Here is a 25282-nt window from a genome sequence, read left to right on the forward strand (position 1 = left end):
CATGGACGGCTGGGCGGTGTGGATCACGGGGCTGCCGGGCTCGGGCAAGAGCGCCCTGGCGCGTGGCCTGGAATCCCGTCTGGCCGCGCGCGGCCTGGACGTGGCCCGGTTGTCCATGGACGAACGGCGCAAGGAGTGGTTTCCCAAGCCACGCTATGACGAGAACGAGCGCCGCCGGGCCTATGAACTCCTGGTCGACGAGGCCGCCGATGCCGCGGCGCGCGGCCGGGGCGTGATACTGGACGCCACGGCCCACCGCAAGGCCGTGCGCGACCTGGCCCGCGCTCGGATTCCCCGTTTCGCGGAAATCCATCTGCAATGCGGCCTGGACGCGGCCATGCGCCGCGAGGCTGGCAGACCTCAGGGGCAGGTCATGGCCGGGCTTTACGCCAAGGCTTTGGAGCGGCGGCGCACGGGCGTCCAGACTCCCGGCCTGGGGCAGGTCATCGGCGTGGACGTGCCCTTCGAGGCCGACCCCGCGGCCGAGTGCCGCATCGACAACACCGATCTGGCCAAGGAGGAAACCCTGGCGCGGGCGGTGGCCTTTTTGGACCGCTGGCTGGAGGAGGGCCGGTGAAGGGGGCGCTGGGCCTGCTGGCGCTCTGGATCGCCTGGGCCGCGCTGCACAGCCTGCTCATGACTCCGGCCGCCAAGGCTTGGTTCCGGCGGCTGCTGGGACGCGGTTTCGCCTTCTACCGTCTGGGCTTCAACCTTCTTGCCCTGGCGACCTTCGCCTCGGCCGCCCTGCTGGCTCCCCGCCTGCCCGAACCGGTCTATGTCCTGTCGCCGCCCTGGTCCTGGGCGGGGCGTCTGCTCCAGGCCCTGGGCCTGGGTCTGCTGGTCTGGACCTTCCTGGTCATCGACGGCCGCGAATTTCTGGGATTGCGCCAAGTCCACGATTTCTTCCTCCACGGCCCGCCGCCGGACGAGTCGGGTGAGCGGCCCACGCGGCTGACTGTGAGCGGTCCCTATGCGCTCTGCCGCCATCCCATGTACCTCGCGGGTTTCCTGGTCCTTTTCGCCGAACCGGGCATGAGCTTGGAACATCTCCTCTTTTCCCTTTTCGCCGGGGGCTATTTTCTGCTCGGCTCGGTTTTCGAGGAACGACGACTTGTGCGGGCCTTTGGAGATGCCTATGTTCAATACCAGCGGCGGACCCCCCGTTTTTTCCCGTTGTCATTTCCACGCAAAGTGGTAGAGCGGGGTCCGTCGAAGCGCGCCGGGCCGCGAAGGCCCTTTGGGGACTCCTGATTTCATGAAATTTCACATCATCACATTCGGCTGCCAGATGAACGCCAACGACTCGGATTGGCTGGCCCGGGCCCTGGAGAGCAGGGGCTGGGAGCAGGCCGACGATGAAGCGGCCCGGGTTTTCATCCTGAACACGTGCAGTGTGCGCGAGAAGCCCGAACAGAAGGTCTACAGCGTACTTGGCAGGCTGGAGAGGCATCTGCGCCGCGACCCCGGGGTCTTCGCGGCCGTGGGCGGCTGCGTGGCCCAGCAGATCGGTGCCGGTTTCTTCGAACGCTTTCCCTTTGTTCGCTTGGTCGTCGGCACGGACGCCGTTGCACTCGCCCCGGATGCCCTGGAGCGCTTGGCCGCCGAGCCGGAGACCCGACTGGCCCTGCTGGATTTCCTGCCCCATTTCAGCGAGCGCGCGGAGCCCGAACCCCGTCCGGGCGTGATGGGTCCGGCCCAGGCCTTCGTGAACATCATGCAGGGCTGCGACAACTTTTGCGCCTACTGCATCGTGCCCTACGTGCGAGGCCGCCAGAGGTCCCGGCGGCCCGGGGCCGTGCTCGAGGAGTGCCGGACCCTGGTGGAACGCGGCGCGCGCGAGATCACCCTGCTCGGCCAGAACGTGAACAGCTTCGGCCTGGATTCCGGCGGCGAGGGCGTCTCCTTCGCGGAACTGCTGCGTCGGGTGGCCGCCATCCCCGGCCTGGAGCGGCTGCGTTTCACCACCTCCCATCCCAAGGATCTGGACCCGGACGTCATCCGGGCCTTCGGTGAGTTGGAGAACCTCTGCCCGAGCCTGCATTTGCCGCTGCAGTCGGGGTCCGACGCGGTGCTTCGGCGCATGGGACGGCGCTACGATCGGGCACGGTACCTGGATCTGGTGGAGCAATTGCGCGCGGCCAGGCCCGGTCTGGCCCTGACGACGGACCTCATCGTGGGTTTCCCAGGGGAGACGGACGAGGATTTCGGCCGGACCTTGGAGATGATGGGCCTGGTGGGCTTCGAGAGCAGCTTCTCCTTCAAATATAGTGACCGCCCGGGAGTGGCCGCCGCGCGCATGGAGCCCAAGGTGTCCGAGGAGGTCGCCTCGGCCCGGTTGGACCACTTGCAGAATTTGCAAAATACGCTTACTAAAGATTGTCTAGAAAAATGCGTGGGAAGCGAGACGGTGGTCTTGATCGAGGGCCCGAGCCGGAAACAGGACGGCGGGGAGCCCTTCTGGCGCGGCCGTGATCCGGCCGGGCGCACGGTCAACGTGGCCCACGGCGGCGAGGCGGACCTGAGCGGAAAGATGATTTCGGTGCGTCTCGTGGAAGCCAAGAAGCACTCCCTGATCGGGGAGAAGGCGGGCGCTCCATGGTGAGGGTGGAAGTCTTCGGACTGGCCCTGGACGAAAAAAGCCAGGCCCCGGTTTTGATCCTCAAGGCCGTGGACGGGGAGCGCATCCTGCCCATCTGGATTGGCGCCATGGAGGCCATGGCCATTTCCGTGGCCTTGAACAAGGTGGCCTTCCCCCGTCCCATGACCCACGATCTGCTGCTGAACGTTCTGCGCGGTCTCGGCGGTCAGGTGTCCTGCGTGGAGGTGACCTCGGTGGAGGAGGGAACATTTTTCGCCGAGATCGTCATCCGCAAGGGCGAGGAGACGCTGCGGATGGACAGCAGGCCCTCCGACGCCATGGCCTTGGCGCTGCGGGCCGAGGTTCCGCTGTTCGTGCACGAGAAGGTTCTCGAACAGGCCGGGACCATGACGCCCGGTGCATACGAGGCCGTGCTCAAGAGTGAGGACGCCGACAAGTGGACCGAGGAGCTGGAGAAGCTCTCGGAGAACGGCAACAAATACAAGATGTGACGAGCGGCGTGATGATTGATCTGCACACCCATACCGTTTTCAGCGACGGGGTTCTCATCCCGGCCGAATTGGCCCGGCGGGCCGCCGTGGCCGGATATCGCGCCCTCTGCTTCACGGATCACGCCGACGAGAGCAATATTCTCCATATTCTGGAGAACCTGCGCCGTTTTGTGGCTCGGTCCTCGGCCTTCTTCGAGATCAACCTCTTCGCCGGGGTGGAGCTGACCCATGTCCCGCCCGCGCTCATCGCGGATCACGTGGCCCGGGCCCGGGAACTGGGCGCGGACTTGGTTGTGGTCCACGGCGAGACGGTGGTGGAGCCGGTGGCTCCCGGAACGAACCTGGCGGCCATCGAGGCGGGCTGCGACGTCCTGGCGCATCCCGGCATGCTCACCGAGGCCGAGGCGCGGCTGGCCGCCGAACGCGGGGTGGCCCTGGAGATCACCACGCGCAAGGGGCACAGCCTGACCAATGGACGCGTGGCGGCCCTGGCCCGGCAATGCGGGGCCAAGTTGGTCATCAACAATGACGCCCACGAGCCGGGTGATCTCGTGTCCCGGGATTTGCGGCGCAAGGTGGCCCTTGGGGCGGGGCTCACGGACGAGGAACGCGAACAGGCCGAGGCGAACGCCCTGGCCCTGGTTCAGAAGATGCTGCGGGCTTGAGACGCGGCTGTTTTTTTGGGGCGAACCCGGGGGCGATCCTCCGGTTGGGGAACATCTTCTAGAAAGGACGTGAGGCTATGGAGCTTCTCCCGGAAAGCGGCATCTTTTCCATGCTCATGCAGGCGACGCTTATGGTCAAGCTCGTCCTGCTCTTCCTTGTGAGCATGTCCATCTGGTGCTGGTCCATCATCATCTTCAAGATTCTGCTCATCAACAAGGCCAAGCGCCAAGTGGTGGAGGGCTACGAGGCCTTTCTCCAGGCCGAGGATCTCTCGGCCGGGCTGCACGCGGTGAGCCGCGATCCGCAGTCGCCCCTGGCGATCATCGGCAGCATGGCCGTGCGCGAGTTCCGCAAGCTGGAGACCGCCGAGATCGACCGTGAGCGCAAGCGCTACCTGGTCAAGGACACCCTGCGCCGCATTCTGCGTCAGGCTGTGAGCGCGGAGATGAAGCGCCTGTCCAGCTCCATCTCCATCCTGGCCACCAGCGCCAGTTCCGCGCCGTTCATCGGTCTCTTCGGCACGGTCTGGGGCATCATGCACTCCTTCCACTCCCTCGGCCAGGCACAGAGCGCGGCGTTGGCCACGGTGGCCCCGGGCATTTCCGAGGCCCTGGTGGCCACGGCCATCGGCCTGGGCGTCGCCATCCCGGCCAGCATCGCCTACAACTTCTTTCTGGGAATGCTCGCCGTGGTGGAGACCGAGATGGTCAACTTCGCGGGAGCCTTCCTGAACCGCGTCGAGCGCGAGGTGTCCTGGGTGTCCGCGCGTGGACAGCGCCGGGACAACGACTAGCCCCCTGGGGCGGAGACCATCATGGGAATGTCGCTCAACCGAGGCGGATTCATGGCCGAGATCAATGTGACGCCCTTCGTGGACGTCATGTTGGTTCTGCTCATCATATTCATGGTCACCGCCCCGATGATGACCCAGGGATTGGACGTGGACCTGCCGCAGACCAAGGCCGTGAAGGCCCTGCCCAAGGACAGCGACCACCTGGTTCTCACGGTGAAGAAGAACGGCGAGATATTTCTGGATGAATTCAAGGTCGAACTGCCGCAGCTTCAGGATCACCTGAAGAGGTTGGTCATCACCCAGCACAAGCAGCTCTTCATGCGCGCCGACAAGGAAGTTGCCTACGGCGTGGTGGTTCAGGTCATGGGCGAAATCAAGGCCGCCGGCATCGACAAGCTCGGCATCGTGGCCGATCCCGAAAAGAGCGCGCCGGCGAATCCGGCCGCCAAACAGAGCTAGGAAGGCGTGTTCGCCGGTCCTTCCGGCGACGGGCTGTAACCAGGGTGCGGTGCGTACCGTGCGGCAGAAGACCAGTTTCTTTTTTTCCATCCTCCTGCATGTGGGCATGGTCGCCATGGCCTTGCTCTGGCAGAATTTCGGCGGGGTTCGGGTGGATCTTGAAGTCCCCGCCTACACTGTGGATCTGGTGAACATCGCCCCCGGCCCGCCCCCGGGCCCCGTGGCTCCCGGCCCGGCCATTCCGGCCCAGGCTCCGAGTCCGGCCGCGCCGACCATGAATCCGGAGTCCCAGGCCAAGCCCGAACAGGCCGCCGCCGTGCCGGAGCCTCCAAAGCCGCAGCCCAAGCCGGAACCGGCCAAACCGGAACCGGTGAAGCCGGAGCCGCCGAAGCCGCAACCCAAGCCGGAACCGGCCAAGCCGGAGCCGGTGAAGACCCCGGAACCGCCGAAACCGGCCAAGCCCGAGCCCAAGCCCGAGGCGAAGCCCATCAGCGAGACCAAGGCTGAAAGCAAGAAACCCGAGCCGCGCAAGACCGAACCGGCCAAGCCCGAGCCATCGAACAAGGACATCCTGCAGAGCGCGTTGCAGGACGCGAGGAAGGAGGCCAGCCAGAGCAAGGACAAGTCGTCGTCCGGCGGCCCGGCTCAGCCCTCGCCCCAGCAGCAGGCCAAGTCTGCTTTGAAGGACGAGTTGGCCGCCCTGCGCAAATCCGTGGGGGGGAGCATCTACTCCACGGGCGGCGGAGGAGGCGGTGGCGGCGGTGGGTCCGGCAGTTCGGGCCTGTTGCAGGTCTACGCCTCCATCGTGGAGCAGGCGATCAAGAAGAATTGGCGCTACCCGGTGTTCGGCAACGACTCCAATCTGGTGGCGGTGGTCGAGGTGCGCATCGACGCCAACGGGCAGATCGCCGACGTGCGTGTATTGACACCCTCTACCCGATCTGATTTCGACGACTCGGCCGTGAAGGCCGTGCGGGAGACCAAGGAGCTGCCGGCTCCCCCCTCGGAGGCGGTGGGCACGCTTCGGATCAACTTCAACCTTCAGGAACTGAACCGCTAGGGGGACATCCCAGCCATGAAAATCAAGACCGTCCTCTTCGCCTTGCTCTTCGTCGCGCTCCTGGCCGGGAACGCCTCGGCCCAGGGCCTGACCGTGGACATTCACGGCCCCGGCCAGCGCAAGGTGAATCTGGTCATGCTTCCGCCGCGCGGTCTGAGCGCCGCCGCCGTGCCGGGCATGGCCAAGAACTTCGAGGAACTGGTGCGGACCGACCTTCGGTTCATGCCTTTTCTCAATCTCATGCCCGCCTCGGCGGTGCCCGGCGGCGACCCCAGCAAGGGCGTCACGGCCGAGGACATCAACTTCCGGCCCCTGCAACTGGCCCGCATCGACTTGACCATGACCACGGGCTGGGACGGCAATCGCCTGGAGGCCAGGGTCTACGAGACATTCAGCGGCCGCCGCGTGGTGGGCAAGGCCTATGACGACCTCACGGACGCGGCGTTGCCGGACGTGGCCGACCGCTTCTGTTCCTTGCTCATGGAGGCGCTTACCGGCAAGAAGGGCTTCTTCACCTCGCCCATCGCCTTCGTGCGCCGCGTCGGCGAGGCCAAGGAACTCTTCACCGTTCTGCCCCAGGGCCGCGCCCTGACCCAGATCACCAGCCTGGGCGGCTTCAACCTGGGACCGGACTGGTCCAAGGACGGCAATCAGATCGTCTTCACCCATCTGAATCAGGAACGCCACTCCCTTGGCGTCTGGGATCGCAGGACCGGCGAGGCCCGGCTGTATCGCGAGGGCCTGGGCAACACGGTCATCTCCCCGGCCTTCACCCCCGAGGGCGACATAGCCGTGACGTTGAACAAGACCGGCAGCGCGGACATCTACATGCTGGACAAGGGATTCCGGCCCAAGGGAACCATCGCTTCCAGCGGTTTCATCGACGTTTCGCCCGCTTTCGACTCCACAGGTCGGAATATGGCCTTCACCTCCGGCCGGTTCGGCGGGCCGCAGATATTCGTGCTCAACCGCGACACCGGCGAGGTCAAGCGGGTGACCTTCGTGGGCGGCTACAATACCTCGCCCACCTTGAGCCCGGACAGCCGCTATGTGGTTTTCGCCCGGCAGACGCCGAACGGGCACCGCATCTTCATCATCGAGCTGGCTACCGGCCAGGAACGCCAGATCAGTTTCGGCCCGGGCAATGACGAGGATCCGGCCTTCGGCCCGGAAGGCTACTATGTGGCCTTCAGTTCCAATCGCAACGGGCAGTACCGCATCTACCTGACCACCCGGCACGGCGATGAGCCCATCCTGGTCCCCACCGGACCGGGAGACGCCACGTCGCCTGCCTGGAATACGGCCGCCGGCGGGGAATAGCCGGGGCCGGGGCATCAAGGGGCATCAAGGGTTTTGAAAACCGGCGATCATGCCGAGAATATGGAGAGAAAGGAAATGAAGACGAAGGGTTGGGTTCTGGTGATTCTGTGCCTGGTGCTGGCCCTCGGAGCCGCGTCCGGCTGTTCCAAGAAGCGGGCCTCCTCCATGCCTCCGGGCGCCACGGGTTCCGACGCCGCGGTGCGCGACCATGACTGGGCCAGCGGCAAGGGTTCCGGCTACGGCGAGGACGGCCTCACCGAGGAGCAGCGTCTGGCCCGCCAGCGCGAGAAGGCCATGTCCGAGCTGGGCCAGCGCATCCAGTTCGGCTTCGACTCCTATGAGCTGAATCAGGAAGCCCGGGGCATCCTGCAGCAGAAGGCCGACGTGATGAAGTCCACCTCCGGCGTGCGTCTGGTCATCGAAGGACATTGCGACGATCGCGGCACCGAAGAGTACAACCTGGCCCTGGGTGAGCGTCGCGCCCGCGCCGCTTACGAATTCCTGGTTCTTCTGGGCGTGTCCCCGGAACGCCTGTCCATCGTGAGCTTCGGCGAGGAGCGGCCCCTGGTGAAGGGCGAGAACGAAACCGCCTGGGCCCAGAACCGCCGCGACGAGTTCCGCGCCGCCTACTAGGCAACGGACCTGTCGATTCAAGGAGGCCGCGCCATTGTGGGCGTGGCCTCCTTTTTTCATGCTCAGGGGAGAATCGGCAACGTCAAGGCGAGCAGTGCTCCGGCGATCAGGCCCGCCAGGAGGTCGTCGGTCATGATCCCAAGTCCGCCAGGCAGGCTTCGTTCCACGGCCCGGATGGGCCAGGGCTTGAGAATGTCCAGAAGTCGGAAGAGGGCGAAGCCCAGAAGCAGAGGCAGGGGCGCCGGCGTCGTGAGCGGCAGCAGGGCTGCCCACTGCCCCAAGAGTTCATCGACCACCACGCAGCCCGGGTCGGTACGTTCCAGAATGGCTTCCGCCCGTGTCGAGGCCCAGATTCCGAGCCCCAGAACCAAGGCCAAGAGCAGAAATCGTCCTGCCAGGGGCAAGGGTAGGAAGAGCCAGGGCGCGGCCAGGACGGCGGCGGCCGAACCCCATGTGCCCGGAGCCTTGGGCAGACGCCCCAGCGGGCCGAGGGTGGCCAGTCCCAGGGCCAGACGGTCGATGGGGCTCACGCCGCGAACCCCATGCGAACCGCCTTGGAAAGCGGCTGACGCCGGGGCATCAGACGCCGGCTCCGCCGCCCTGGTTGGCGATGAAGCCCTTGGTGGATGGGCCGGTGGAGGCGGAGGTTCCGGCGATCTTGGAGAGGAACACGTCTCCCAGGTTCTTGATGTGCCCGGCTGTGTTGTCGAAGTAGTTGTAGTGGGCCTGCTCCTCGTCGATGATGGCCTCGAAGAGCTTCACGCTGATGTTGTCGCCATTGGCCCGGCAGACCTCCAGGAAGGCGTTGTAGTCGGCGATGGTCTCGTCCTCCAGGCCGGAGTCGAAGGGGTAGATCTTGCGCACGTCCTGGCCCTTGACCACTTTGGCCGGGTTCTGAGCCACGGGCTCACCGCCCAGCTCCTTGATGCGCTCGGCGAACTGCTCCGCGTGGCGCATCTCGTCGATGGCGATGCGTTTCATGTTGGCCGCCAGTTCGCCGTAGTCCATGTCGTCCAGGTTGTAGTGTTGGATCATGTACTGGCTGATGGCGTGCAGCTCCATGGCGCGGGCCTTGTTCAGCACCTCGATGACCTTGGCCTTCTGATTCTCCCGGTTCGTCTTGGCCATGCGGACCTCCTGTGGCTGGGATGAAGAACGCTCCGCCGGGGCGTGCCCGGTCGGAAAACCCTCGTATTGTTTTATAATAAGGCAACGCGACCCGAGGTTCAAGCCGGACGCGCCGTCTCTGCCCGGTGTCAGCCTTCGAGGCGGGTCAGGTAGGCGTCCCGCGTCAGCCACAGTTCCTCCATGCGGAACATGTGCCAGTGGTCATGCATGAGGATGTGCCGGGCCAGGATGTGCAGGCCGTAGCGGTCGTACTCTGGGTGCGCGGCCGGGCGTTCCCAGTCCTCGGGCATGGCCGCGTTCAGGATTTCGACGATGCGTTCCCGTCCGGCCTTGAAGTCCGCCAGGGCCTCTTCCATGTTGGGCGTCGAAGGCTTTTGCCTCTCGTCCTCGTCCTTGGGGATGAAGGGGACGAACTCCGGCATGTCCTCGGTCAGGATGCGGCGTAGGCGTTCGGCGAGCATGGGCTGGACGGCGGCCAGGTGGATCACGTGTTCGGCGATGGACCAGAACCCTTCGCCGCGCTTGCGGTGCAGCATGTCCTCGGGAATCTCCCGGACGAATTCCGCGAGGATCGCTGGGCTGTCCCGCAGTCCGCGCAAGATGGGTTGGATGTCCCCAAAGCGGCGAGTGTCGTCCTCCATGACCGTCTCCTTTTCCCGCGTCCGCGCGGGTGCGTGCTTCGACATCGGATTCGCCCCGAACATAATCCGATTCGTCGAAATATCCAAAGGGCGGCGTGAGGCGGTTGGCGGCTGGAACACAGGGGGGCACGTCGCCCAGCGCGACGAGAGCTGAAAGTGGTTGCTATCGCCCGTAGCCCTTGGCCCAAGGCGCCAGTTCGGCGGGAATCTTCTGGAAGTGCATGAAGTCGACCTTGCCCTTGGCCGCCCAGTCGCCGCCCCATTCCCAGCCGAGGCGCTTGAATTCCAGCACCACCGGGCAGTCCGGGGTGAGGGTTCCCGGCTTGGCAGGATCGTAGACCGCTCCGGGCGGGAGAATCAGGTCGCCCTTGCGGTAGGGGTTCAATCGGGAATTGATGTCGATGGCCAGACCGAGGGCGTGCAGGGAGACGGCTCCGCCGCCCGTGATGGGCCGCCAGACGTAGGCTGAGGTGTTGTTCGTGTCGGACGACAGGCCATAGGGCCCTTTGGCCTGGATGAGCGGATGGGCGATGGGCAGGATGCTTTCGATCGGGAAGCTGGTCGCCAGGATGACCTCGAAGACGCGGCGGATGTCCTCGGCCAGGGCTTTGTGGACCACCACCTGCCCCTGGTGCGGCATGTCGTCGAAGCCGTAATACTGGACCGGCACCACGGTGAGCTGCCGCAGGACGTCCCGTGGGGTATCCGGTGGCTGATTCGCCTCAATGGCCTGTTCGGGGGTGAGGTCGCTGTCCACGATCACCCCGGCCCGGGCGGGCAGGGCGAGGAGCAGGACCGCCAGCAGGGGAATGAACGCCACCATGCGGCACATGCGACGTCTCAATATGATTCGCCTCATGCTGGTGTCTCCGCGCCGGAGCGCAACCGCATGTGCAGCAGGGGGTACGGCCTGCCCGTTCCGTCCAGGGGAGAGCGGCCGATCCTTTCGAAGCCGTGATGTTCGTAGAAGCCGATGCCCCGGGGGTTCTGCTCGTTGACGTCCACCAGCGTCGCCCCCAGGCTGTCGATCGCCTGGCGCAGCAACCGCGTACCGATTCCCTGGCCGAAATGCGTCGGAGAGACGAAGAGCATTTCGATCTTCGCCTCCGCGACGCCGACGAATCCGAGGATGTCGCCCGCCCCGTTTCTGGCGCAGCGGAGTTCCACGGCCGCCAGATACGTGTCCCGGACGAGCGGTTTGAAGAAGCCGATGTCGTCCTCGCTGATGAAATGATGCGTCGCCCGGACGGACGCCTCCCAGAGATCGGTGATTTCCTGGAATTCGTCGGGCTGGGCCGTGGTCACGGTCACGTTCATGGCGGTATGGTATGCAAGAGTGTCGCGATAGTTCAAGACTAAAATCCGGGAGAAATGCCATTGATGCTGGAAAACCTATGGCACTGGAGGTTCGCCGTGCGCTTCAAGTATGCGATCCTGTACGTCGATGATGTGGCCGCGAGCATTGCCTTCTTCGAGCGGGCCTTCGGGCTCGTCCGTCGGATGGTCCACGAGTCCGGCGATTACGCGGAACTGGACACGGGCGCCACAACCCTGTCCTTTTCCTCGCGACGCCTCATGACCCGGCTCGGAAAGGCGCCGGGCAGGCCGGACCCAACCGCGCCGGTGTTCGAGATCGCCTTCGAGGTGGAGGACGTGGCCGCGTCCCTGGAAAAGGCGCGTTCGGCCGGGGCCAGGGTCATGCAGGAGGTTCGCGAGGAGCCGTGGGGCCAGACCACGGCCTACGTGCTGGATGGCGACGGCTACCTGATCGAGATTTGTTCCCCGGTGGCGGGCGCGTCATAGCCGATGTCGCGGATGCTCCAGGCGGAATGGCTCCTGTCGTTCCGCCCGGCCGCAAGCTCGCCCGGCGTCATGGAGAACCAGCGCCGCAACTCGCGCGTCATGTGGGCCTGATCCGCGAACAGGCAGGCGTGCGCGGTTCTCATCAGGGACACGCCGAAGAGGATGGCTTGCGCGGCCTTTCTGGCGCGGGCCAAACGACGCCAGAAGTCGGGCGATTGCCCCGTGGCCTTGAGGGTATGGCGCTGCAAGGTCCGCAGGCTCACGCCCAGGTTGCGCGCCGCCGACGCGGGCGACTTCGCCAGCGCCAAACAGGAGAGGGCTTCCGCTACATCCGTTGGAATGCAGGCCGCCTTCCGTGCGAAATCGGCCAGCGCGTCCGGGGAGTCGGGGCGGCGCAACGCGCGCACGGTGGTTTGGTTGATCCGCGCGCCCGGTTGGAGCCTGACGCCCATGAAGCGTTCCCCCGGGATGACGGAGACCTGCTCCGGCGTGGCCATGAGCGGGGAGAGATACAGGCTCGGCCGGGTTCCGGGACGGCAGCGGAGGATGAAGTCGCGGCAGCCGTCCGGCATGACCAGGAAGGAATGCGCTTCCCGGGCGGTGTGCGACCAGATCGCGAGGATGGGATCATGTTTCGACATGCCGGTCCGCTTCCTTGGCCGTGAGCCTCAACTGTTTTTCGTTGTGGACGCTATGGCGGGCGCGAGCACCCCGTCGACGAGCAGCCGCTCCAGCACTCGGGATAGTGGCAGACCCACCACGTTGGTATAGGATCCTTCCACCCGGCGCACCAGGAAGCCGCCCAGACCCTGGATGGCGTAGGCCCCGGCCTTGTCGCGGGGCTCGCCCGTGGCCGCGTAGGCCAGCAGTTCCTCCCGGCTGGAACGGCGCATGGTCACGTCCGAACTCACGGCGAAGCGTTCCTCCCCGCCGTCCGGGGTGAGCAGGCAGCAGCCCGTGACCACCTGGTGCGTACGGCCCGAGAGCCGGGTGAGCATGGCCAGGGCGTCGGCGTCGTCCACGGGCTTGCCCAGGATGTCCCCGTCCAGGACCACGATGGTGTCGGCGGCCAGGATCACGGCCTTGGGATGGCGGTTCGCCACCTGCCGGGCCTTGGCCGTGGAGGCGCGCACGGCATAGGCCTCGGGGGACTCGCCCGGCTCGGGGCGGGGTTCGTCGCCGTTGCCGGAGTCGATGAGAAAGTCGATGCCCAGGGAAGCCAGCAGTTCCCGGCGGCGGGGCGACCCGGAGGCCAGCACCAGCGGCAGGACCGAGCGGAACGCGCCCTGGTCGGGGTGGATGGATTGTGTCGGCATGGCCCGTCCTTGCCCGCTTTGCCTGGCCGCGTCAACGTGCCGGGGTTGTGGCCTGGGCGGTAACATCCGGCGCTCCCCCTTCGTCCTGGAAACGACCGCCCCAAATCGGCGACAAATTCTTGGCGGTTGGAGTAGATTGGTATTCCTTTTATTCCAAGGCTTTATGATGTTCGCACTTGGCAGGGAACTTGCTTGATTTCGGGAAAAGGAAGGCGGTTTCATGCCTCAGAAAGACGATTCCGTCCTGGCCCATTATGGCCTGGGCGGTTCCGGGGACGAGCAGCCGGGCGGAGGGCTGACGGACTGGGCCGTGCCCTGGTCCGACCTGATGATGACGCTTTGCGTCCTCTTCGTGGTGCTCTTCGTCTACGCCAGCACACACAAGAACGTGACTGTGCTTTTCCGGCCCAATCCCTCGCAGGCTGTGGATCCGATGGGCGGCATGTCCGAGCGGCTCCTGGACCGCCTGGAGGACCGCACCCTGTTCCTGCGCGTGACCGACGGCCGCGAGGTGCTCTACCGCTCGGACCATCTGGGCGTGAGCGTGGTGCGCGAGCCAGGCGGCCATATCCGCGTGACCCTGCGCGGCGATGTTTTCTTCGAGCCCGGCCACGCCGCGTTGCAGCCCCGTTCCCTGGCCTACCTGGACGAGGTGGCCGGAATCCTGCGTACCCACGGCGGATTGATCCACGTCCTGGGCTACGTGGACGAGAGCGAGGCCGCCACGGCCGACGGCTTCGATCTTTCGGCCCGTCGAGCAGCCAACGTGGCCCGCCATCTTCTCGACACCCAGGGTCTGGACCCCAGGCGGCTGCTGGTCAGCGGCCATGGGGCCTACCGTCCCGAATCGCCGTCCGGCCTGCCCGGCGGCCCAGAGCGCAACCGGCGGGTGGAGATTCTTCTGCTCGCCGACAGGTGAACCACGAGGAATGAACGCATGAACCGCAAGAACATCCTGGGATTGATCGTCTGCCTCATCCTCTTCGTGACCAGTTTCGCACTGACTCCCTCGGGACTGGCGGGGTATTGGAATCTGGCCGCCCTCCTGGTGGTCATCTCCGGCCTGGGTGCCTCGCTGCTCATCGCCTATCCCTTCGAGACCATCCGCAACGCCTGGGCCGTGGCCCGCAACGCCTATCGTTCGCGGCCCGCCACCCCGGACGAGGTGGCCCGGACCCTGCTCGACCTCTCCGTGCGCTGCCGGGTGGACGGCATGCTCTCCCTGGAGCGCCTGGAGGAGCTGTCCCGCGACACCTTCCTGGCCGGAGCCGTGCAGTGCCTGGTGGACAACTACAAGGAGGAGGAGATGCGCGATCTCCTCGGCGCGGAGATGCGTTTCTTCGCCTTGCGCCGCCAGCAGAGCGAACGGGTCTTCCTGACCCTGGCCCGGCTGGCCCCGGCCTTCGGCCTGGCGGGCAGCGTCATCGGCATCATCGGCATGATCATGGGCATCAACGACACCGCCGTGATCCTCCAGAACATCCCGGTGGCCTTCATCTCCACGCTCTACGGCGTGATCCTGGGCAACCTCGTCTTCGCGCCCCTGGCGGAAAACATTCATCAACAGACCCGGGCCCAGCTCCTGAATCAGGAGATGGTCCTGGAAGGCGTGGCGGCCATGTCCCGTGAGCAGAACCCCTACAAATTGGAACGCCGCCTGAGCGCGCTGCTGACCCCCGGCCTGCGCGCCGAGCAGATTCAGGCTCTGCGCGGCATCACCCGCAAGTATGCCCGCCAGAAGATCGCCAAGGAAGAGGGCAGCCTGTTGGCCGACGTTTCCTGAGATGCCGTGGCTTGAAAACGAGAAGGGGCCGCAGGGCTCCTTTTTTTTTCTTCCGCATCCGTGCTATCAGGGACGAATACTTCAGGGAGGCGCGCGACATGCGGATTCTCGCCGCCGACATCGGCGGAACCAACAGTCGGTTCGCCGTGTTCCGGGCCGGTCCCGGACCACTTGAGCGGGAGGGCGGCCTGACGCTGCCCAGCGCCGGGGCCGCGGACTTCACCTCGCTCCTGGCGCGGGTCTGGGCCGGAATCGGCGCGGGGCCGGAGGACTTCGACGCGGCCGTTTTGGCCGTGGCTGGGCCGGTGCGCGGTCGCAGCTGTCGCCCGCCGAACATTTCCTGGGACATCGACCTGGAGCGCGACTGGTCCGACCCGACGCCCTGTCTGCTGCTCAACGATTTCCTGGCCCAGGCTTATGCTTGCCGCACTCCGGCCGTGGCCGAGGCCCGGGTGATCCATCCCGGGACCGCCGATCCCCGGGGAGCCGTGGCCGTCATCGGCGCGGGCACGGGGCTGGGGCACTGCGCACTGCTGCCGCTGGATCGGGGCTTCACGGCCGTGCCCTCGGAGGGCGGCCACGCGTCTTTCGCCTTCGTGGGGCCGGAGGAGGGCGCTTACGAGGAGTTTCTGCGCAAGGAGACGGGCAGGCCCTACGCTTACGGCGACCTTGTGGTCACGGGCTCTGGTCTGTCCCTGCTGCATCGTTTCCATACCGGCCGTGATCTGGCCCCGGCCCAAGTGGCCGCCGAACTGGGGCCGGATTCGCCCACGCTGGTCTGGTTCGCGCGCTTCTACGCCCGGGCCTGCCGCAACTACGCCCTGACCGTGCTGGCCACGGGCGGCCTGTATGTCTCCGGCGGGCTGGCGGCCAAGAATCCGACAGTGGTGGACAACGACCATTTCCGCGCGGAATTCATCAATTCGCCGGCGCACGCCGAGTTGCTGCGCAGCCTGCCCGTGCGGCTCAACGCCAACGAGAACAGCGGTCTTTACGGAGCGGCCCTCTTTGGGCAGCGTGCGCTGGAACGCGCGACCGGCCTGGAGGCATGATGCTCTCGTCTCCCCTGAACCGTCTGATATTGACGCTTCTGGCCGTCATGGCCCTGGCGGCCTTCTTCGCCCTGAGCCCTTGGGGCCTCGCCTGTCTGGAACGAATACAGACGATTCGGAACCAGTTGGCATTGTTCGGTGCGGAGCATCCCGCATTCCTTTGGGGCGGCGTCCTGTGTTTTTCCGCGCTGCTCGCCATGCTTCCCGGCCCGGGCAGGCTCCTGGCGGCCGTGGCGGCGGGTGCCGCCTGCGGTGTTTTCTGGGGCGGCCTCGCGACGGTCTGCGGCGCGACCCTTGGTGCGGCGGCGGTTCGGGCCCTGGCACGCGGTTCTCTGGCGGCCTGGGCCAGGGGGCGTTTCGGCCCGGGATTGCGGCGCGTCAACTACGGCGTGGAGCGCAAGGGGGCGTGGTACCTCTTCAGTCTGCGTCTCACCGGCTCCGCGCCGTTTTTTCTCACCAACGTGGCCGTGGCCTTCACGCGGTTGCGACCCGTCGCCTTTCTGGGGGCCACCTTTCTGGGCCTGACGCCGGAGATCCTGCTCCTGGCCAATGTGGGCCGCGCCCTGTCCGCTGCAAGTGTTTCCGGAGAGTTGGCGTCTCCTGGTCTGCTCTTTGCCCTGGCGCTGGCCGTGATCGGACCCCTGGTGCTGCGCCACGGCCTGCCCCTGGCTATTGGCATGGTGAGCGGAGCTCAGACCGGTTGAAGGATTCCCGGACCTGGGGTAAAGGACTTCTGGCGCAGCGGATGCGCCTATTCTTTTTTCTGACTTTTCAAGGAGTTGTCCGTGTCGTTCTCGGATCGCTACAGCAAGATGTACCCCATCTCCTGGGAGCAGCTGCACCGGGACTGTCGGGCCCTGTGCTGGCGGCTCATGGACAAGGGGCCCTTCGAGGGGATTCACGCGGTGACCCGGGGCGGTTTGGTTCCGGCGGCCATCATCGCCCGTGAACTGGACATCCGGCTCATCGACACGGTCTGCGTCTCCAGCTATGATTGGCAACGGCAGGGCGGAGCCACCGTGCTCAAGGAAGTGCGCGGCGACGGCTCGGGGTGGCTTCTGGTGGATGATCTGGTGGACACCGGCCGCACCGCGCGCCTCGTCCGGGAGATGCTGCCCAAGGCCCACTTCGCCACGGTCTACGCCAAGCCCGAGGGCCGTCCCCTGGTGGACACCTTCATCACCGAGGTCAGTCAGGATACCTGGATTTTGTTTCCCTGGGACGCGGAATCCCAGTTCGTCCAACCCATCGTCAAGAAAGGCGTCTGATCCGGCCCGACAGGCCGCCACCGGCGTCCAGGGCGCAGCGCCCGCCGCCGCAACCAATGGAGAATCTGGAGGAAGATGATGCAGCGCATGTGCAGGATGTTGGCCCTTTGTCTGGCCGCCGTTTTTATTTTCGGTCTGGCCGCCTGCGACCAGAAGCCCGAGCAGAAGCCCGCCGCGCAGTCCGCCCAACCCGCGGCCGAGACCAAGGCGGCTCCGGCCCCGGCGGCCGAGAAGAAACTCAAGATCGGCTTCGTTTACGTCTCGCCCGTCGGCGACGCCGGTTACTCCTACGCCCACCACATGGGCTACAAGGCCGTGGCCGCCCTGCCCGGCGTGGAAGCCTCCTACGTGGAGTCCGTGGCCGAGGGCGCCGACTCCGAGCGCGTCATCACCAACATGGCCCGCAAGGACTTCGACCTGATCTTCTCCACCAGCTTCGGCTTCATGGACCCGAGCCTGAAGGTGGCCAAGGAGTTTTCGAACGTCAAGATCATGCACTGCTCGGGCTTCAAGACCGCCCCGAACATGAGCAACTACTTCGGCCGCATGTATCAGGCCCGGTATCTGACCGGCATGATCGCGGGCCTGATGACCAAGAAGAACATCATCGGCTATGTGGCCGCTTTCCCGATTCCCGAGGTCATCCGGGGCATCAACGCCTTCACCCTGGGTGCGCGTTCCGTGAACCCTCAGGCCCAGGTCCGCGTGGTCTGGACCAAGACCTGGTATGACCCGGCCCTGGAGAAGGACGCCGCCGTGAGCCTGCTGGACGTGGGCGCGGACGTCCTGACCCAGCATCAGGACTCTCCGGCTCCGCAGGAGGCCGCCCAGCAGCGCGGTGCATACTGCATCGGCTACAACTCCGACATGAGCAGTTTCGCGCCCAAGGCCAATCTGACCTCGGCCGTCTGGAACTGGGCCCCGTTCTACGTGAAGACCGTGGAAGAGGTGCGCAACGGCGTCTGGAAGGGTGGCCAGGCCATCTGGGAAGGCATGGACAAGGGTGTCGTGGACATCGCTCCCTACGGCGCGGCGGTTCCCGAGGACGTCAAGGCCAAGGTCGAGGCCAAGCGCGCCGAACTCAAGGCGGGCAAGGACGATATCTTCGTCGGTCCGATCAAGGACCAGTCCGGCAAGGAGCGCATCGCGGCCGGCCAGAAGGCCCCCGACGCCGACCTGCTGGGCATGACCTGGTTCGTTGAAGGCATCGTCGGCACCACCGAGTAGGGGACCAATGGCCGCGTTGCGCGTCATCAAGCGAGACGAGCCCTGGAAAGGGGGCGCCCTGGTGATCGTCCTGGGCGCCCTCGCCTTTTCCCTCGCGGCGGCCATTCTCATGCTGGCCGCCCAGGGCAAGTCGCCGCTTCTGGGCGCGCAGGTGCTCTGGCAGGGAACCTTCGGCCATCTCTTCGCCCTGGAGGACGCACTGCGCAAGGCCGTGCCCATCTTCCTCTGCTCCCTGGGCGTGGCCGTGGCCTTCCGCATGCAGGTCTGGAACATCGGCGCCGAAGGCCAGTTCGCCCTGGGAGCCATCGCCGCCACCTGGGCGGCCCTGACCTTTCCCGGCCTGCCCAAGATATTGCTTCTGTCCTTCATGTTCCTGGCGGCCCTGGCCGCCGGCGGCTTCTGGGCCTTCATCCCGGCCTGGCTCAAGCTGCGCTTCAAGGTGAACGAGATCATCACCACGCTCATGCTGAACTACATCGCCATCCTGCTCCTGGACTACCTGGTCTTCGGGGTCTGGAAGGATCCCTCCAGCTTCGGCTTCCCCATGACTCCGGAGTTCGGTCCCAACGCCATTCTCGGGCCCATCGGCGGCACACGCCTGCACTGGGGGCTGGCCGTCTGCGCCGTGGCCGGGGTGGGGTTCTGGGCCTTCTTCCGCTTCACGATCCTGGGCTACGAGCTCAAGGCCGGCGGCGAGGGCGCGCGCGTGGCCCGCTACGCGGGGTTGCGCTACGGCTTTCTGGTGGCCTTCGTCATGATCGCGTCCGGGGCCCTGGCCGGTTTGGCCGGGTGCGTGGAGACCTCGGCCTCCCTCGGGCGGCTCCAGCCGAGCATCATGACCGGCTACGGCTACACGGCCATCGTGGTGGCTTGGCTGGCGCGCCTGGAGCCTCTGCCCATCGCCCTGGCCTCCTTCCTACTGGCCCTGCTGCGCGTGGGCGTGGAGAATCTCCAGTTGGAAATGCAGATTCCGGCGGCCTACGGTTCGATCATGGAGGGGCTCATCCTGCTCACGGTCCTGGCCGGGCAGTTCTTTCAGACCTACCGCCTGGAATGGCGGCGCGGGGAGTAGGCCGTGGAGCTGGAGATCGTCGTCGCGCTGTTGGCCGCGGCCGTGCAGTCGGGCACGCCGGTGCTTTTCGCCACCCTGGGCGAGATGCTTTCCGAGAAGGGCGGGGTGCTCAACCTGGGCGTGGAGGGAATGATGAGCGTGGCCGCCTTGGCGGCCTTCCTCACGTCCTCCTTCACCGGTTCGCCCTGGCTGGGTTTTCTGGCCGGGGGATTGGCCGGAGCCGCCCTGGCCACGCTGCACGGCGTGGTCTGCGTCGGCTTTCTCGGCAATCAGGTCGTTTCCGGGCTGGCCCTGACCATTCTGGGCCTGGGGCTCACGCATTTCTTCGGCACGCCCTACATCGGTTTGGCCGCCCCCGGTTTCTCCAAGTTCGCCGTGCCGGTCCTGGGCGACCTGCCCGGCCTGGGGCCGATCCTTTTCCGCCAGGACGCCCTGGTCTATCTGTCCTATGTCCTGCCGCTCCTGTTCTGGTTCGTCATGCGCCGCACGAGCCTGGGTCTGGCCGTCACCGCCACCGGGGAGATGCCCGCGGCGGCGGCCGCCGCCGGGCTCAAGCCCCTGCGCCTGCGCTATCTGGCGGCGGTGGGCGGCGGCTTCCTGGTGGGCCTGGGCGGGGCCTATCTTTCCCTGGCCTACACCCATCTCTGGACCAACGGGCTTTCCGCCGGGCGCGGCTGGATCGCCGTGGCTCTGGTCATCTTCGCCTTCTGGAGGCCGGGCCGGGCGGTGGTCGGGGCCTATCTCTTCGGCGGGGTCATGGCCTTCCAACTGCGGCTCCAGGCCACGGGCACCAATTTGCCCTCGTCGCTCCTGCTCATGCTGCCCTATGCCCTGACCGTGATCGTGCTGGTTCTTTCCGCCTGGCGCGGCCAGGGCACAGACGCCCCGGCTGCCCTGGGCGTGAACATCGAGCCGGAGGGCTGACGTGGACCAACTGCCCGCCCGCCCTCCCCGTCTGGCCCTGCCGGACGCCGAACCCGTGGTGGCCCTGCGCGGGCTGACCAAGCGCTTCGGCAAGATCACGGCCAACGACGCCATCACCCTGGAAATCCGCCCCGGGCGCATCAAGGCCCTGCTGGGCGAGAACGGCGCGGGCAAGAGCACGCTCATGAGCATGCTGGCCGGGCGTCTGGCCCCGGACGGCGGGCGCATCGAGGTGGACGGCCGCGAGGTCCGCTTCACTTCGGCCCGCGAGGCCATCGAGGCGGGCATCGGCATGGTCTACCAGAACTTCATGCTGGTGAACGCCATGACCGTGACCGAGAACGTGCTCCTGGGGCAGGAGAAAGGGTTCTTCATCCGTCCCCGGGACATGGAACGCCGTGTGGCCGAACTGGCCGCCCGGTACCACCTGGACATCGACCCGGCCGCGCGTGTGGGCGACCTGTCCATGGGCGAGAAGCAGCGGGTGGAGATTCTCAAGCTCCTGGCCCGCGAGAGCCGGGTGCTCATCTTCGACGAGCCCACGGCCGTGCTCACGCCGGAGGAGACCTTCCGGCTCTTCGAGGCCCTCTGGTCCATGACCAGCCAGGGCAAGGCCGTGGTCTTCATCAGCCACAAGCTGGAAGAGGTCCTGGCCATCGCCGACGAGATCGCCATCCTGCGGGCCGGGAGGGTGGAGGCCGAGCTGACGCCCGAGGAGATCGGCTCCAAGGCCGACCTGGCCCGGATCATGGTCGGCAAGGACGTGCTTCTGGAAGTGGACCACGAGGCCGCCGAACTCCGCGAGACCGTGCTGGAGGTGAGGAACCTCACCGGCCTGGGGCTCTCGGGGGTGTCGCTGGACCTGCGGCGCGGCGAGGTGCTGGCCGTGGTGGGCGTGGCCGGAAACGGCCAGAAGGCCCTGGTGGAGGCGGTCTGCGGGTTGATCCAGCCGCCGCGCGACACGGTCTTCATCCTGGACAAGCCCTGGCGCGAGTACTACGCCGACCCGGACTGGAAGCACACCCTGTCCTACATCCCCGAGGACCGGCTGGGCCTGGCCACCATGCCCAACAAGAACCTCGTGGACAACATGCTGCTCACCACCCGCAAGGGTTTCAAGGCCGGTCCTCTGCTGCAGAAGGCCCGAGCCGTGGCCGACACCCGCGAGCTGGTACGCAAGTTCAACATCAAGCCCGGCCGGGTGCGCGTGCTGGCCTGGCAGCTCTCGGGCGGCAATCTCCAGAAGGCCGTGCTGGCCCGCGAACTCTACCGCGAGCCCAAGCTCATCGTGGCCGAGCAGCCCACCCAGGGCCTGGACGTGGCGGCCACCGAGGAGGTCTGGCGCAGGCTCCTGGACGCCCGGGACATGGCCGGAATCCTGCTCGTCACCGGCGACCTGAACGAGGCCCTGCAATTGGCCGACCGGGTGGCGGTGATGTACCGGGGCCGGATCGTGGAGACCTTCCCGGTTACGGACAAGGACAAGGTGGACAAGATCGGCCTGTTCATGGCCGGAGTGACGGATTCTTGATGTCTTTCTGCTGAAAGTCTTTGGAGGGGAGCGCGAGGGGAACCTTTCTTCAGAAAGATCCCCCTCGCTTTTTGTCCTATTCTTCGTCTTTTCCCGTGGCTTTCGCCAACCTCTCCAGATAATCCCAGGCCGCGTCCACGCTTCGCTGGATGGCGGCCACGTCGTTTTCGCCCAGGTGGCGGAAGCGGCGCTGCGGCTTGAGGTAGTCCAGCACGGGCAGGGGCTTGGCGGGCTTGCGGCTGATGACGAAGCGGCCGCCGATAACCTCATAGAGCGGGAAGACCTTGGTGTTCACGGCCAGCCGGGCGATTTCCACGGACTTGGCCCCGGCCAGTCCCCAGCCCGTGGGGCAGGGGGCGTAGACGTGCAGGTAGGCCGGGCCGTCCACGGCCAGGGCCTTGCGGACCTTGTTCATCAGGTCCAGGTGGAAGGCCGGGGAAGCCGTGGCCACGTAAGGGATGCCGTGGGCCGCCGCGATGAGCGGCAGGTTTTTCTTTTGGGTGTGCTGGCCCTTGCTTTGGCGTCCGGCCGGAGAGGTGGTGGTCGTGGCGCCCCAGGGCGTGGAGCTGGAGCGCTGGATGCCCGTGTTCATGTAGGCTTCGTTGTCGAGGCAGACGTAGAGCATGTCGTGACCGCGCTCCAGGGCTCCGGACAGGGCCTGGAGGCCGATGTCGGCCGTGGCTCCGTCACCCGCGAAACAGATCACGTGCGGCTTCTTCTTGATCTTGCCCTGGCGGTGCAGAACCTTGAGTCCGGCCTCGATGCCCGAGCCCACGGCGGCCGTGTTCTCAAAGGCCACGTGCATCCAGGGCAGCTTCCAGGCGGTCTGGGGATAGGGCGAGGTGACGATCTCCATGCAGCCCGTGGCGTTGGCCACCACGATGTCCCTGCCCGCGGCCTTGGTCACCATGCCCATGGCCAGGATCTCCCCGCAGCCCTGGCAGGCGCGGTGGCCGGAGGAGATCATGCACTCCTTGGGCAGATTCTTGGCCGTGATCTTCTCGTAGTCGATGGCGATGTCAGTCAGCATTGCTGTCCACCCCCCAGAGCGTGTAGGTCTTGTCCAGCTTGCCCTTCTTTGCCAGCCGGTACATTTCGCGGAAATCGGCCACGGGCACGTCCCGTCCGCCCAGCCCGGCGACCACGTCGACGATCTCGGGCGCGTCCTTGTCGCCGTAGTAGATGTTCTTCAGCTCCTGGGCCACCGGGCCGCATATGGAGCCGGGGCTCATGGCCCGGTCGATGACGATGAGTCGCTTGGCCCCCTTGCAGGCCTTCTTGAACTCCTTCATCGGGAACGGCCGCCAGAGGCGGATGCGCACCTGGCCCACGTCCTCGCCGTCCTCGTTGAGTCCGTCCACGGCGCTCCAGACGCTCTCGCCGAGCGACCCCATGGTCACGAAGAGGGTCTTGGCCTTCTTCCTGCCGTTGGTCTCCACGAGGTCGTACTTGCGGCCGAAGGCCGTGTTCACCTCGCCGAGCACTTCCTTGACCACGGCCTTGGAGTCCAGCAGGGCCTGTTCGCACTGCTTCTTGGCCTCCATATAGACCTCGGGCACGCCCACCGGGCCCATGGTCACGGGCTTGGCCGGGTCGAGGCGCATGGCCGGGGAGTAGGGCGGCAGGAAGGCGTCCACCGCGGCCTGCTCCGGGAAGACCACGGGCTCGATCATGTGGGTGAGGATGAAACCGTCCATGTTCACGGCCACGGGCAGGAGCACGCGATGATCCTCGGCGATCTTGAAGGCCGCGATGGTCAGCTCGGTAGCCTCCTGGCCGTCCTCGACGAAGAGCTGGACCCAGCCGATGTCGCGTTCGGACATGATGTCCGAGTGGTCGTTCCAGATGGAGATGGGCCCGGACAGGGAGCGGTTGGCCACGGTCATGACGATGGGCAGCCGCTGGGCCGAGGCGATGAACAGGATTTCGTGCATCAGGGCCAGGCCCTGGGAGGAGGTTGCCGTGTACACGCGGGCCCCGGCGGCCGAGGCTCCCACGGCCGCGCTCATGGCCGAGTGCTCGGATTCCACGGGGATGAACTCCGCGTCCAGCTCGCCGTTGGCCACGTAGGTGGACAGTTCCTCCACGATGTGGGTCTGGGGGGTGATGGGGTAGGCCGAGACGACCTGGGCTCGGGCCAGTTTCACGGCCTCGGCCACGGCCAGGGAGACTTCGATGCCGACGCGCTTCTTGAGCATCACTTCTCCTCCATGACCATGGCGATGGCCTCTTTGGGGCACTCGTTGGCGCAGATGCCGCAGCCCTTGCAGTAGTCATAGTCCGGCCGGAAGAAGCCGTCGTCGCGCTCGCTGATGCAGAACTCCGGACAGTAGAGTTCGCACATGCCGCACTTGATGCACTTCTCCTCGTCCAGACGCGGGATGAGGGTGCGCCAGTCGCCGGTCTTCAGCCCGGCGGCGCTGCCCGGCTCCAGAACGGCCGCTCCGAGAGCCAGCTCCTGCCAGGCGCACAGGGACTTCTTGGCCATGCCATGCCTCCTTGGTGGCGTGGTTGCATGAAAGAAAATGTCGCGCAGATGTAGCCCGGCGTTCGCGGCGATGCCGCAAAAATCCGGTCAGTGGACGAATGGGCCGGTGAACGGCGAACGGAGGATCAGGGCAGGAGGGCGGCTCCGTTCAGGAGCAGCGAGTCCAGGGCCTCGTCGGTGAGCGCTAGGCGGCGTTGGAGCATGTGCATTTCGGCCCCGGGGTCGAAGAGTGGATAGTCCGAGCCGAAGAGGATGCGTTCGCGGGGGTGGCCGTTCCAGATGGCCCGGAGCGTCTCATCCGGGATGAAGGCCATGGTGCTGGAGGTGTCCATGAAGACGTCCCGACCCACGAGGTGTTCCAGGGCCCACTTCCAGTGCAGATAGCCGCCCATGTGAGCGGCGATGACCCTGCGTCCGGGGAAGGCTCGCAGCAGGGCCGCCAGCTTCATGGGGCAGGAAGGGTTCTTTTCCGGAGGCAGGTCGTCGCCCACGTGAATCATGAGCGTGAAGCGCTTCGGAACCATTTCCATGAGCTGATAGAAGGCCGGGGAGTCCAGAAAGAATCCTTGAAAGTCGGGGTGAAACTTGAGACCCGTGATGCCCGCCTTGGTCAGGCGTTCGATCTCGCGCTCGTTGTCCTGGTAGTCCGGGTGCAGGGAGCCGAAGGCCACCACTTCGGGATGCTTGCGGGTCAGCTCGATGGCCCAGTTGTTGGCCGGGACCACTTGCGAGGGGTCCGTGGCGGCCGTGTGCAGCATGACCTTTTCCAGGTCGGCGTGGGCCGCGCGGGCCAGAAGGTCGTCCACGGTGCCGTCGCCCACTGGCGTGATGCCATAGTGGTCCGAGAGCTGGTCCAGAACTTTCTGGGCGATCTTGGGGTGGAAGGCGTGGGTGTGAACGTCGATGCGCATATGCGTATTCCTTGGAACTCATTGACGGGGACATGGCTAACCGAGCTGGGCGGAGGTCGCAAGACGTGAGCGCCCACACTAAAAATCGGCATGAACAAATCGTAATGTTGTGGAGAG

At 66.0% G+C, this 25282-nt stretch carries 31 protein-coding genes; 20 read left to right on the plus strand and 11 right to left on the minus strand.

The genetic code is table 11. The annotated features are described in order from the left end of the window. Position 1: 1 nt before the first annotated feature. The 10 genes from H587_RS0101025 (at position 2) to pal (ending at position 8021) form a co-directional block, all read left to right on the plus strand. Positions 2–577, plus strand: a complete 576-nt coding sequence (locus H587_RS0101025) for an adenylyl-sulfate kinase (RefSeq protein WP_027174665.1) — start codon at positions 2–4, stop codon at positions 575–577. Further along, on the plus strand, positions 574–1251 hold the full coding sequence (locus tag H587_RS0101030; RefSeq protein WP_027174666.1) for a methyltransferase family protein: 678 nt from the start codon (positions 574–576) through the stop codon (positions 1249–1251). The genes H587_RS0101025 and H587_RS0101030 overlap by 4 nt, the downstream gene beginning before the upstream one ends. Before the next feature lie 4 nt (positions 1252–1255). Next, entirely contained in the window at positions 1256–2602 is a 1347-nt protein-coding gene (gene miaB / locus H587_RS0101035; RefSeq protein WP_027174667.1) for a tRNA (N6-isopentenyl adenosine(37)-C2)-methylthiotransferase MiaB, read from the plus strand. Then, positions 2596–3090, plus strand: coding sequence for a bifunctional nuclease family protein (locus H587_RS0101040; protein ID WP_027174668.1), 495 nt, complete (start codon positions 2596–2598; stop codon positions 3088–3090). Before miaB ends, H587_RS0101040 begins: the two co-directional genes overlap by 7 nt. 11 nt (positions 3091–3101) lie before the next feature. Beyond that, positions 3102–3755 carry a histidinol phosphate phosphatase domain-containing protein gene (locus H587_RS0101045; RefSeq protein WP_027174669.1) on the plus strand — a complete coding sequence of 218 codons (654 nt, stop codon included), beginning with the start codon at positions 3102–3104 and terminating at the stop codon, positions 3753–3755. Positions 3756–3832: 77 nt separating this feature from the next. Further along, the gene (locus H587_RS16830) at positions 3833–4549 is read left to right on the plus strand and encodes a MotA/TolQ/ExbB proton channel family protein (RefSeq protein WP_034608385.1); all 717 of its coding nucleotides are present in this window, start codon (positions 3833–3835) and stop codon (positions 4547–4549) included. Between the two features lie 21 nt (positions 4550–4570). After that, entirely contained in the window at positions 4571–5008 is a 438-nt protein-coding gene (gene tolR, locus H587_RS0101055) for a protein TolR (protein ID WP_027174670.1), read from the plus strand. A gap of 58 nt (positions 5009–5066) precedes the next feature. Next, positions 5067–6068, plus strand: coding sequence for a cell envelope integrity protein TolA (gene tolA / locus H587_RS0101060; protein ID WP_027174671.1), 1002 nt, complete (start codon positions 5067–5069; stop codon positions 6066–6068). A 15-nt stretch (positions 6069–6083) separates the two neighbouring features. Then, entirely contained in the window at positions 6084–7388 is a 1305-nt protein-coding gene (locus tag H587_RS0101065) for a PD40 domain-containing protein (RefSeq protein ID WP_027174672.1), read from the plus strand. Positions 7389–7463: 75 nt separating this feature from the next. After that, positions 7464–8021, plus strand: coding sequence for a peptidoglycan-associated lipoprotein Pal (gene pal / locus H587_RS0101070; RefSeq protein ID WP_027174673.1), 558 nt, complete (start codon positions 7464–7466; stop codon positions 8019–8021). Positions 8022–8083: 62 nt separating this feature from the next. On the opposite strand, the gene H587_RS0101075 is transcribed toward pal, so the two are convergent. The 5 genes from H587_RS0101075 to H587_RS0101095 all read right to left on the minus strand — a co-directional run bounded on the left by H587_RS0101075 (position 8084) and on the right by H587_RS0101095 (position 11143). After that, positions 8084–8551, minus strand: a complete 468-nt coding sequence (locus H587_RS0101075; protein ID WP_027174674.1) for a phosphatidylglycerophosphatase A family protein — start codon at positions 8549–8551, stop codon at positions 8084–8086. 49 nt (positions 8552–8600) lie between these two features. Beyond that, complete coding sequence (locus H587_RS0101080; RefSeq protein WP_027174675.1) at positions 8601–9149, minus strand: bacterioferritin; 549 nt, start codon at positions 9147–9149, stop codon at positions 8601–8603. A 128-nt stretch (positions 9150–9277) separates the two neighbouring features. Continuing rightward, positions 9278–9790 (minus strand): DinB family protein, encoded by a 513-nt coding sequence (locus H587_RS0101085; protein WP_027174676.1) that lies wholly within the window; start codon positions 9788–9790, stop codon positions 9278–9280. 163 nt (positions 9791–9953) lie between these two features. Further along, complete coding sequence (locus H587_RS0101090) at positions 9954–10649, minus strand: M15 family metallopeptidase (RefSeq protein WP_245560796.1); 696 nt, start codon at positions 10647–10649, stop codon at positions 9954–9956. Beyond that, a complete protein-coding gene (locus tag H587_RS0101095; RefSeq protein WP_342662356.1) occupies positions 10646–11143 on the minus strand; it encodes a GNAT family N-acetyltransferase in 498 nt (165 codons plus the stop codon). The genes H587_RS0101090 and H587_RS0101095 overlap by 4 nt, the downstream gene beginning before the upstream one ends. Before the next feature lie 27 nt (positions 11144–11170). On the opposite strand from H587_RS0101095, the gene H587_RS0101100 reads away from it, so the two are divergent. Next, positions 11171–11593: a VOC family protein gene (locus tag H587_RS0101100; protein ID WP_245560797.1), complete on the plus strand. Its 423-nt coding sequence runs from the start codon at positions 11171–11173 to the stop codon at positions 11591–11593. Here H587_RS0101100 and H587_RS16835 read toward each other — a convergent pair. Together H587_RS16835 and H587_RS0101110 are read right to left on the minus strand one after the other, a co-directional pair. Next, complete coding sequence (locus H587_RS16835; RefSeq protein WP_051202355.1) at positions 11551–12234, minus strand: helix-turn-helix domain-containing protein; 684 nt, start codon at positions 12232–12234, stop codon at positions 11551–11553. The two genes, H587_RS0101100 and H587_RS16835, sit on opposite strands and share 43 nt — an antisense overlap. A 27-nt stretch (positions 12235–12261) precedes the next feature. Next, positions 12262–12909, minus strand: coding sequence for a Maf family protein (locus H587_RS0101110; RefSeq protein WP_034608386.1), 648 nt, complete (start codon positions 12907–12909; stop codon positions 12262–12264). A gap of 220 nt (positions 12910–13129) precedes the next feature. Here H587_RS0101110 and H587_RS0101115 point away from each other — a divergent pair, with 220 nt between their 5' ends. The 9 genes from H587_RS0101115 (at position 13130) to H587_RS0101155 (ending at position 21766) form a co-directional block, all read left to right on the plus strand. Next, the gene (locus tag H587_RS0101115) at positions 13130–13828 is read left to right on the plus strand and encodes an OmpA/MotB family protein (RefSeq protein ID WP_027174681.1); all 699 of its coding nucleotides are present in this window, start codon (positions 13130–13132) and stop codon (positions 13826–13828) included. A gap of 18 nt (positions 13829–13846) precedes the next feature. After that, complete coding sequence (locus H587_RS16840) at positions 13847–14692, plus strand: motility protein A (protein WP_034608387.1); 846 nt, start codon at positions 13847–13849, stop codon at positions 14690–14692. Between the two features lie 98 nt (positions 14693–14790). After that, positions 14791–15744: a glucokinase gene (locus H587_RS0101125; RefSeq protein ID WP_027174682.1), complete on the plus strand. Its 954-nt coding sequence runs from the start codon at positions 14791–14793 to the stop codon at positions 15742–15744. Then, positions 15744–16448 carry a TVP38/TMEM64 family protein gene (locus H587_RS0101130; RefSeq protein ID WP_027174683.1) on the plus strand — a complete coding sequence of 235 codons (705 nt, stop codon included), beginning with the start codon at positions 15744–15746 and terminating at the stop codon, positions 16446–16448. The genes H587_RS0101125 and H587_RS0101130 overlap by 1 nt, the downstream gene beginning before the upstream one ends. A 108-nt stretch (positions 16449–16556) precedes the next feature. Further along, positions 16557–17012: a xanthine phosphoribosyltransferase gene (gene gpt, locus H587_RS0101135; RefSeq protein ID WP_084630337.1), complete on the plus strand. Its 456-nt coding sequence runs from the start codon at positions 16557–16559 to the stop codon at positions 17010–17012. 78 nt (positions 17013–17090) lie between these two features. Continuing rightward, complete coding sequence (locus H587_RS0101140) at positions 17091–18239, plus strand: BMP family ABC transporter substrate-binding protein (protein ID WP_027174685.1); 1149 nt, start codon at positions 17091–17093, stop codon at positions 18237–18239. 7 nt (positions 18240–18246) lie between these two features. Beyond that, complete coding sequence (locus H587_RS0101145) at positions 18247–19311, plus strand: ABC transporter permease (RefSeq protein WP_027174686.1); 1065 nt, start codon at positions 18247–18249, stop codon at positions 19309–19311. 3 nt (positions 19312–19314) lie between these two features. Then, complete coding sequence (locus H587_RS0101150; protein WP_027174687.1) at positions 19315–20235, plus strand: ABC transporter permease; 921 nt, start codon at positions 19315–19317, stop codon at positions 20233–20235. 1 nt (position 20236) lies between these two features. Next, positions 20237–21766, plus strand: coding sequence for an ABC transporter ATP-binding protein (locus H587_RS0101155; protein WP_027174688.1), 1530 nt, complete (start codon positions 20237–20239; stop codon positions 21764–21766). 76 nt (positions 21767–21842) lie between these two features. Here the strand turns inward: H587_RS0101155 and porB are convergent, their stop codons facing one another. From porB to H587_RS0101175, 4 genes are all read right to left on the minus strand, one after another. Further along, positions 21843–22796: a pyruvate synthase subunit PorB gene (porB, locus tag H587_RS0101160; RefSeq protein ID WP_027174689.1), complete on the minus strand. Its 954-nt coding sequence runs from the start codon at positions 22794–22796 to the stop codon at positions 21843–21845. Beyond that, positions 22786–23964 carry a pyruvate ferredoxin oxidoreductase gene (gene porA, locus H587_RS0101165; RefSeq protein WP_034608388.1) on the minus strand — a complete coding sequence of 393 codons (1179 nt, stop codon included), beginning with the start codon at positions 23962–23964 and terminating at the stop codon, positions 22786–22788. Before porA ends, porB begins: the two co-directional genes overlap by 11 nt. Continuing rightward, positions 23964–24254, minus strand: a complete 291-nt coding sequence (porD, locus tag H587_RS0101170; RefSeq protein ID WP_027174691.1) for a pyruvate synthase subunit PorD — start codon at positions 24252–24254, stop codon at positions 23964–23966. The genes porA and porD overlap by 1 nt, the downstream gene beginning before the upstream one ends. A gap of 125 nt (positions 24255–24379) precedes the next feature. Further along, on the minus strand, positions 24380–25165 hold the full coding sequence (locus tag H587_RS0101175; RefSeq protein ID WP_027174692.1) for an amidohydrolase family protein: 786 nt from the start codon (positions 25163–25165) through the stop codon (positions 24380–24382). Positions 25166–25282 lie beyond the last annotated feature (117 nt).

Origin of the sequence: Desulfovibrio aminophilus DSM 12254, assembly GCF_000422565.1 — a bacterium.
Lineage (GTDB): Bacteria > Desulfobacterota > Desulfovibrionia > Desulfovibrionales > Desulfovibrionaceae > Aminidesulfovibrio > Aminidesulfovibrio aminophilus.

Coding starts and splice junctions, on each gene's coding strand:
- H587_RS0101025 (WP_027174665.1), top strand. CDS start 2: ATGGACGGCTGGGCGGTGTGGATCACGGGGCTGCCGGGCTCGGGCAAG.
- miaB (WP_027174667.1), top strand. CDS start 1,256: ATGAAATTTCACATCATCACATTCGGCTGCCAGATGAACGCCAACGAC.
- H587_RS0101040 (WP_027174668.1), top strand. CDS start 2,596: ATGGTGAGGGTGGAAGTCTTCGGACTGGCCCTGGACGAAAAAAGCCAG.
- H587_RS0101045 (WP_027174669.1), top strand. CDS start 3,102: ATGATTGATCTGCACACCCATACCGTTTTCAGCGACGGGGTTCTCATC.
- H587_RS16830 (WP_034608385.1), top strand. CDS start 3,833: ATGGAGCTTCTCCCGGAAAGCGGCATCTTTTCCATGCTCATGCAGGCG.
- tolR (WP_027174670.1), top strand. CDS start 4,571: ATGGGAATGTCGCTCAACCGAGGCGGATTCATGGCCGAGATCAATGTG.
- H587_RS0101065 (WP_027174672.1), top strand. CDS start 6,084: ATGAAAATCAAGACCGTCCTCTTCGCCTTGCTCTTCGTCGCGCTCCTG.
- pal (WP_027174673.1), top strand. CDS start 7,464: ATGAAGACGAAGGGTTGGGTTCTGGTGATTCTGTGCCTGGTGCTGGCC.
- H587_RS0101080 (WP_027174675.1), bottom strand. CDS start 9,149: ATGGCCAAGACGAACCGGGAGAATCAGAAGGCCAAGGTCATCGAGGTG.
- H587_RS0101085 (WP_027174676.1), bottom strand. CDS start 9,790: ATGGAGGACGACACTCGCCGCTTTGGGGACATCCAACCCATCTTGCGC.
- H587_RS0101090 (WP_245560796.1), bottom strand. CDS start 10,649: ATGAGGCGAATCATATTGAGACGTCGCATGTGCCGCATGGTGGCGTTC.
- H587_RS0101100 (WP_245560797.1), top strand. CDS start 11,171: ATGCTGGAAAACCTATGGCACTGGAGGTTCGCCGTGCGCTTCAAGTAT.
- H587_RS16835 (WP_051202355.1), bottom strand. CDS start 12,234: ATGTCGAAACATGATCCCATCCTCGCGATCTGGTCGCACACCGCCCGG.
- H587_RS0101110 (WP_034608386.1), bottom strand. CDS start 12,909: ATGCCGACACAATCCATCCACCCCGACCAGGGCGCGTTCCGCTCGGTC.
- H587_RS0101115 (WP_027174681.1), top strand. CDS start 13,130: ATGCCTCAGAAAGACGATTCCGTCCTGGCCCATTATGGCCTGGGCGGT.
- H587_RS16840 (WP_034608387.1), top strand. CDS start 13,847: ATGAACCGCAAGAACATCCTGGGATTGATCGTCTGCCTCATCCTCTTC.
- H587_RS0101125 (WP_027174682.1), top strand. CDS start 14,791: ATGCGGATTCTCGCCGCCGACATCGGCGGAACCAACAGTCGGTTCGCC.
- H587_RS0101130 (WP_027174683.1), top strand. CDS start 15,744: ATGCTCTCGTCTCCCCTGAACCGTCTGATATTGACGCTTCTGGCCGTC.
- gpt (WP_084630337.1), top strand. CDS start 16,557: ATGTACCCCATCTCCTGGGAGCAGCTGCACCGGGACTGTCGGGCCCTG.
- H587_RS0101140 (WP_027174685.1), top strand. CDS start 17,091: ATGCAGCGCATGTGCAGGATGTTGGCCCTTTGTCTGGCCGCCGTTTTT.
- H587_RS0101145 (WP_027174686.1), top strand. CDS start 18,247: ATGGCCGCGTTGCGCGTCATCAAGCGAGACGAGCCCTGGAAAGGGGGC.
- porB (WP_027174689.1), bottom strand. CDS start 22,796: ATGCTGACTGACATCGCCATCGACTACGAGAAGATCACGGCCAAGAAT.
- porA (WP_034608388.1), bottom strand. CDS start 23,964: ATGCTCAAGAAGCGCGTCGGCATCGAAGTCTCCCTGGCCGTGGCCGAG.
- porD (WP_027174691.1), bottom strand. CDS start 24,254: ATGGCCAAGAAGTCCCTGTGCGCCTGGCAGGAGCTGGCTCTCGGAGCG.
- H587_RS0101175 (WP_027174692.1), bottom strand. CDS start 25,165: ATGCGCATCGACGTTCACACCCACGCCTTCCACCCCAAGATCGCCCAG.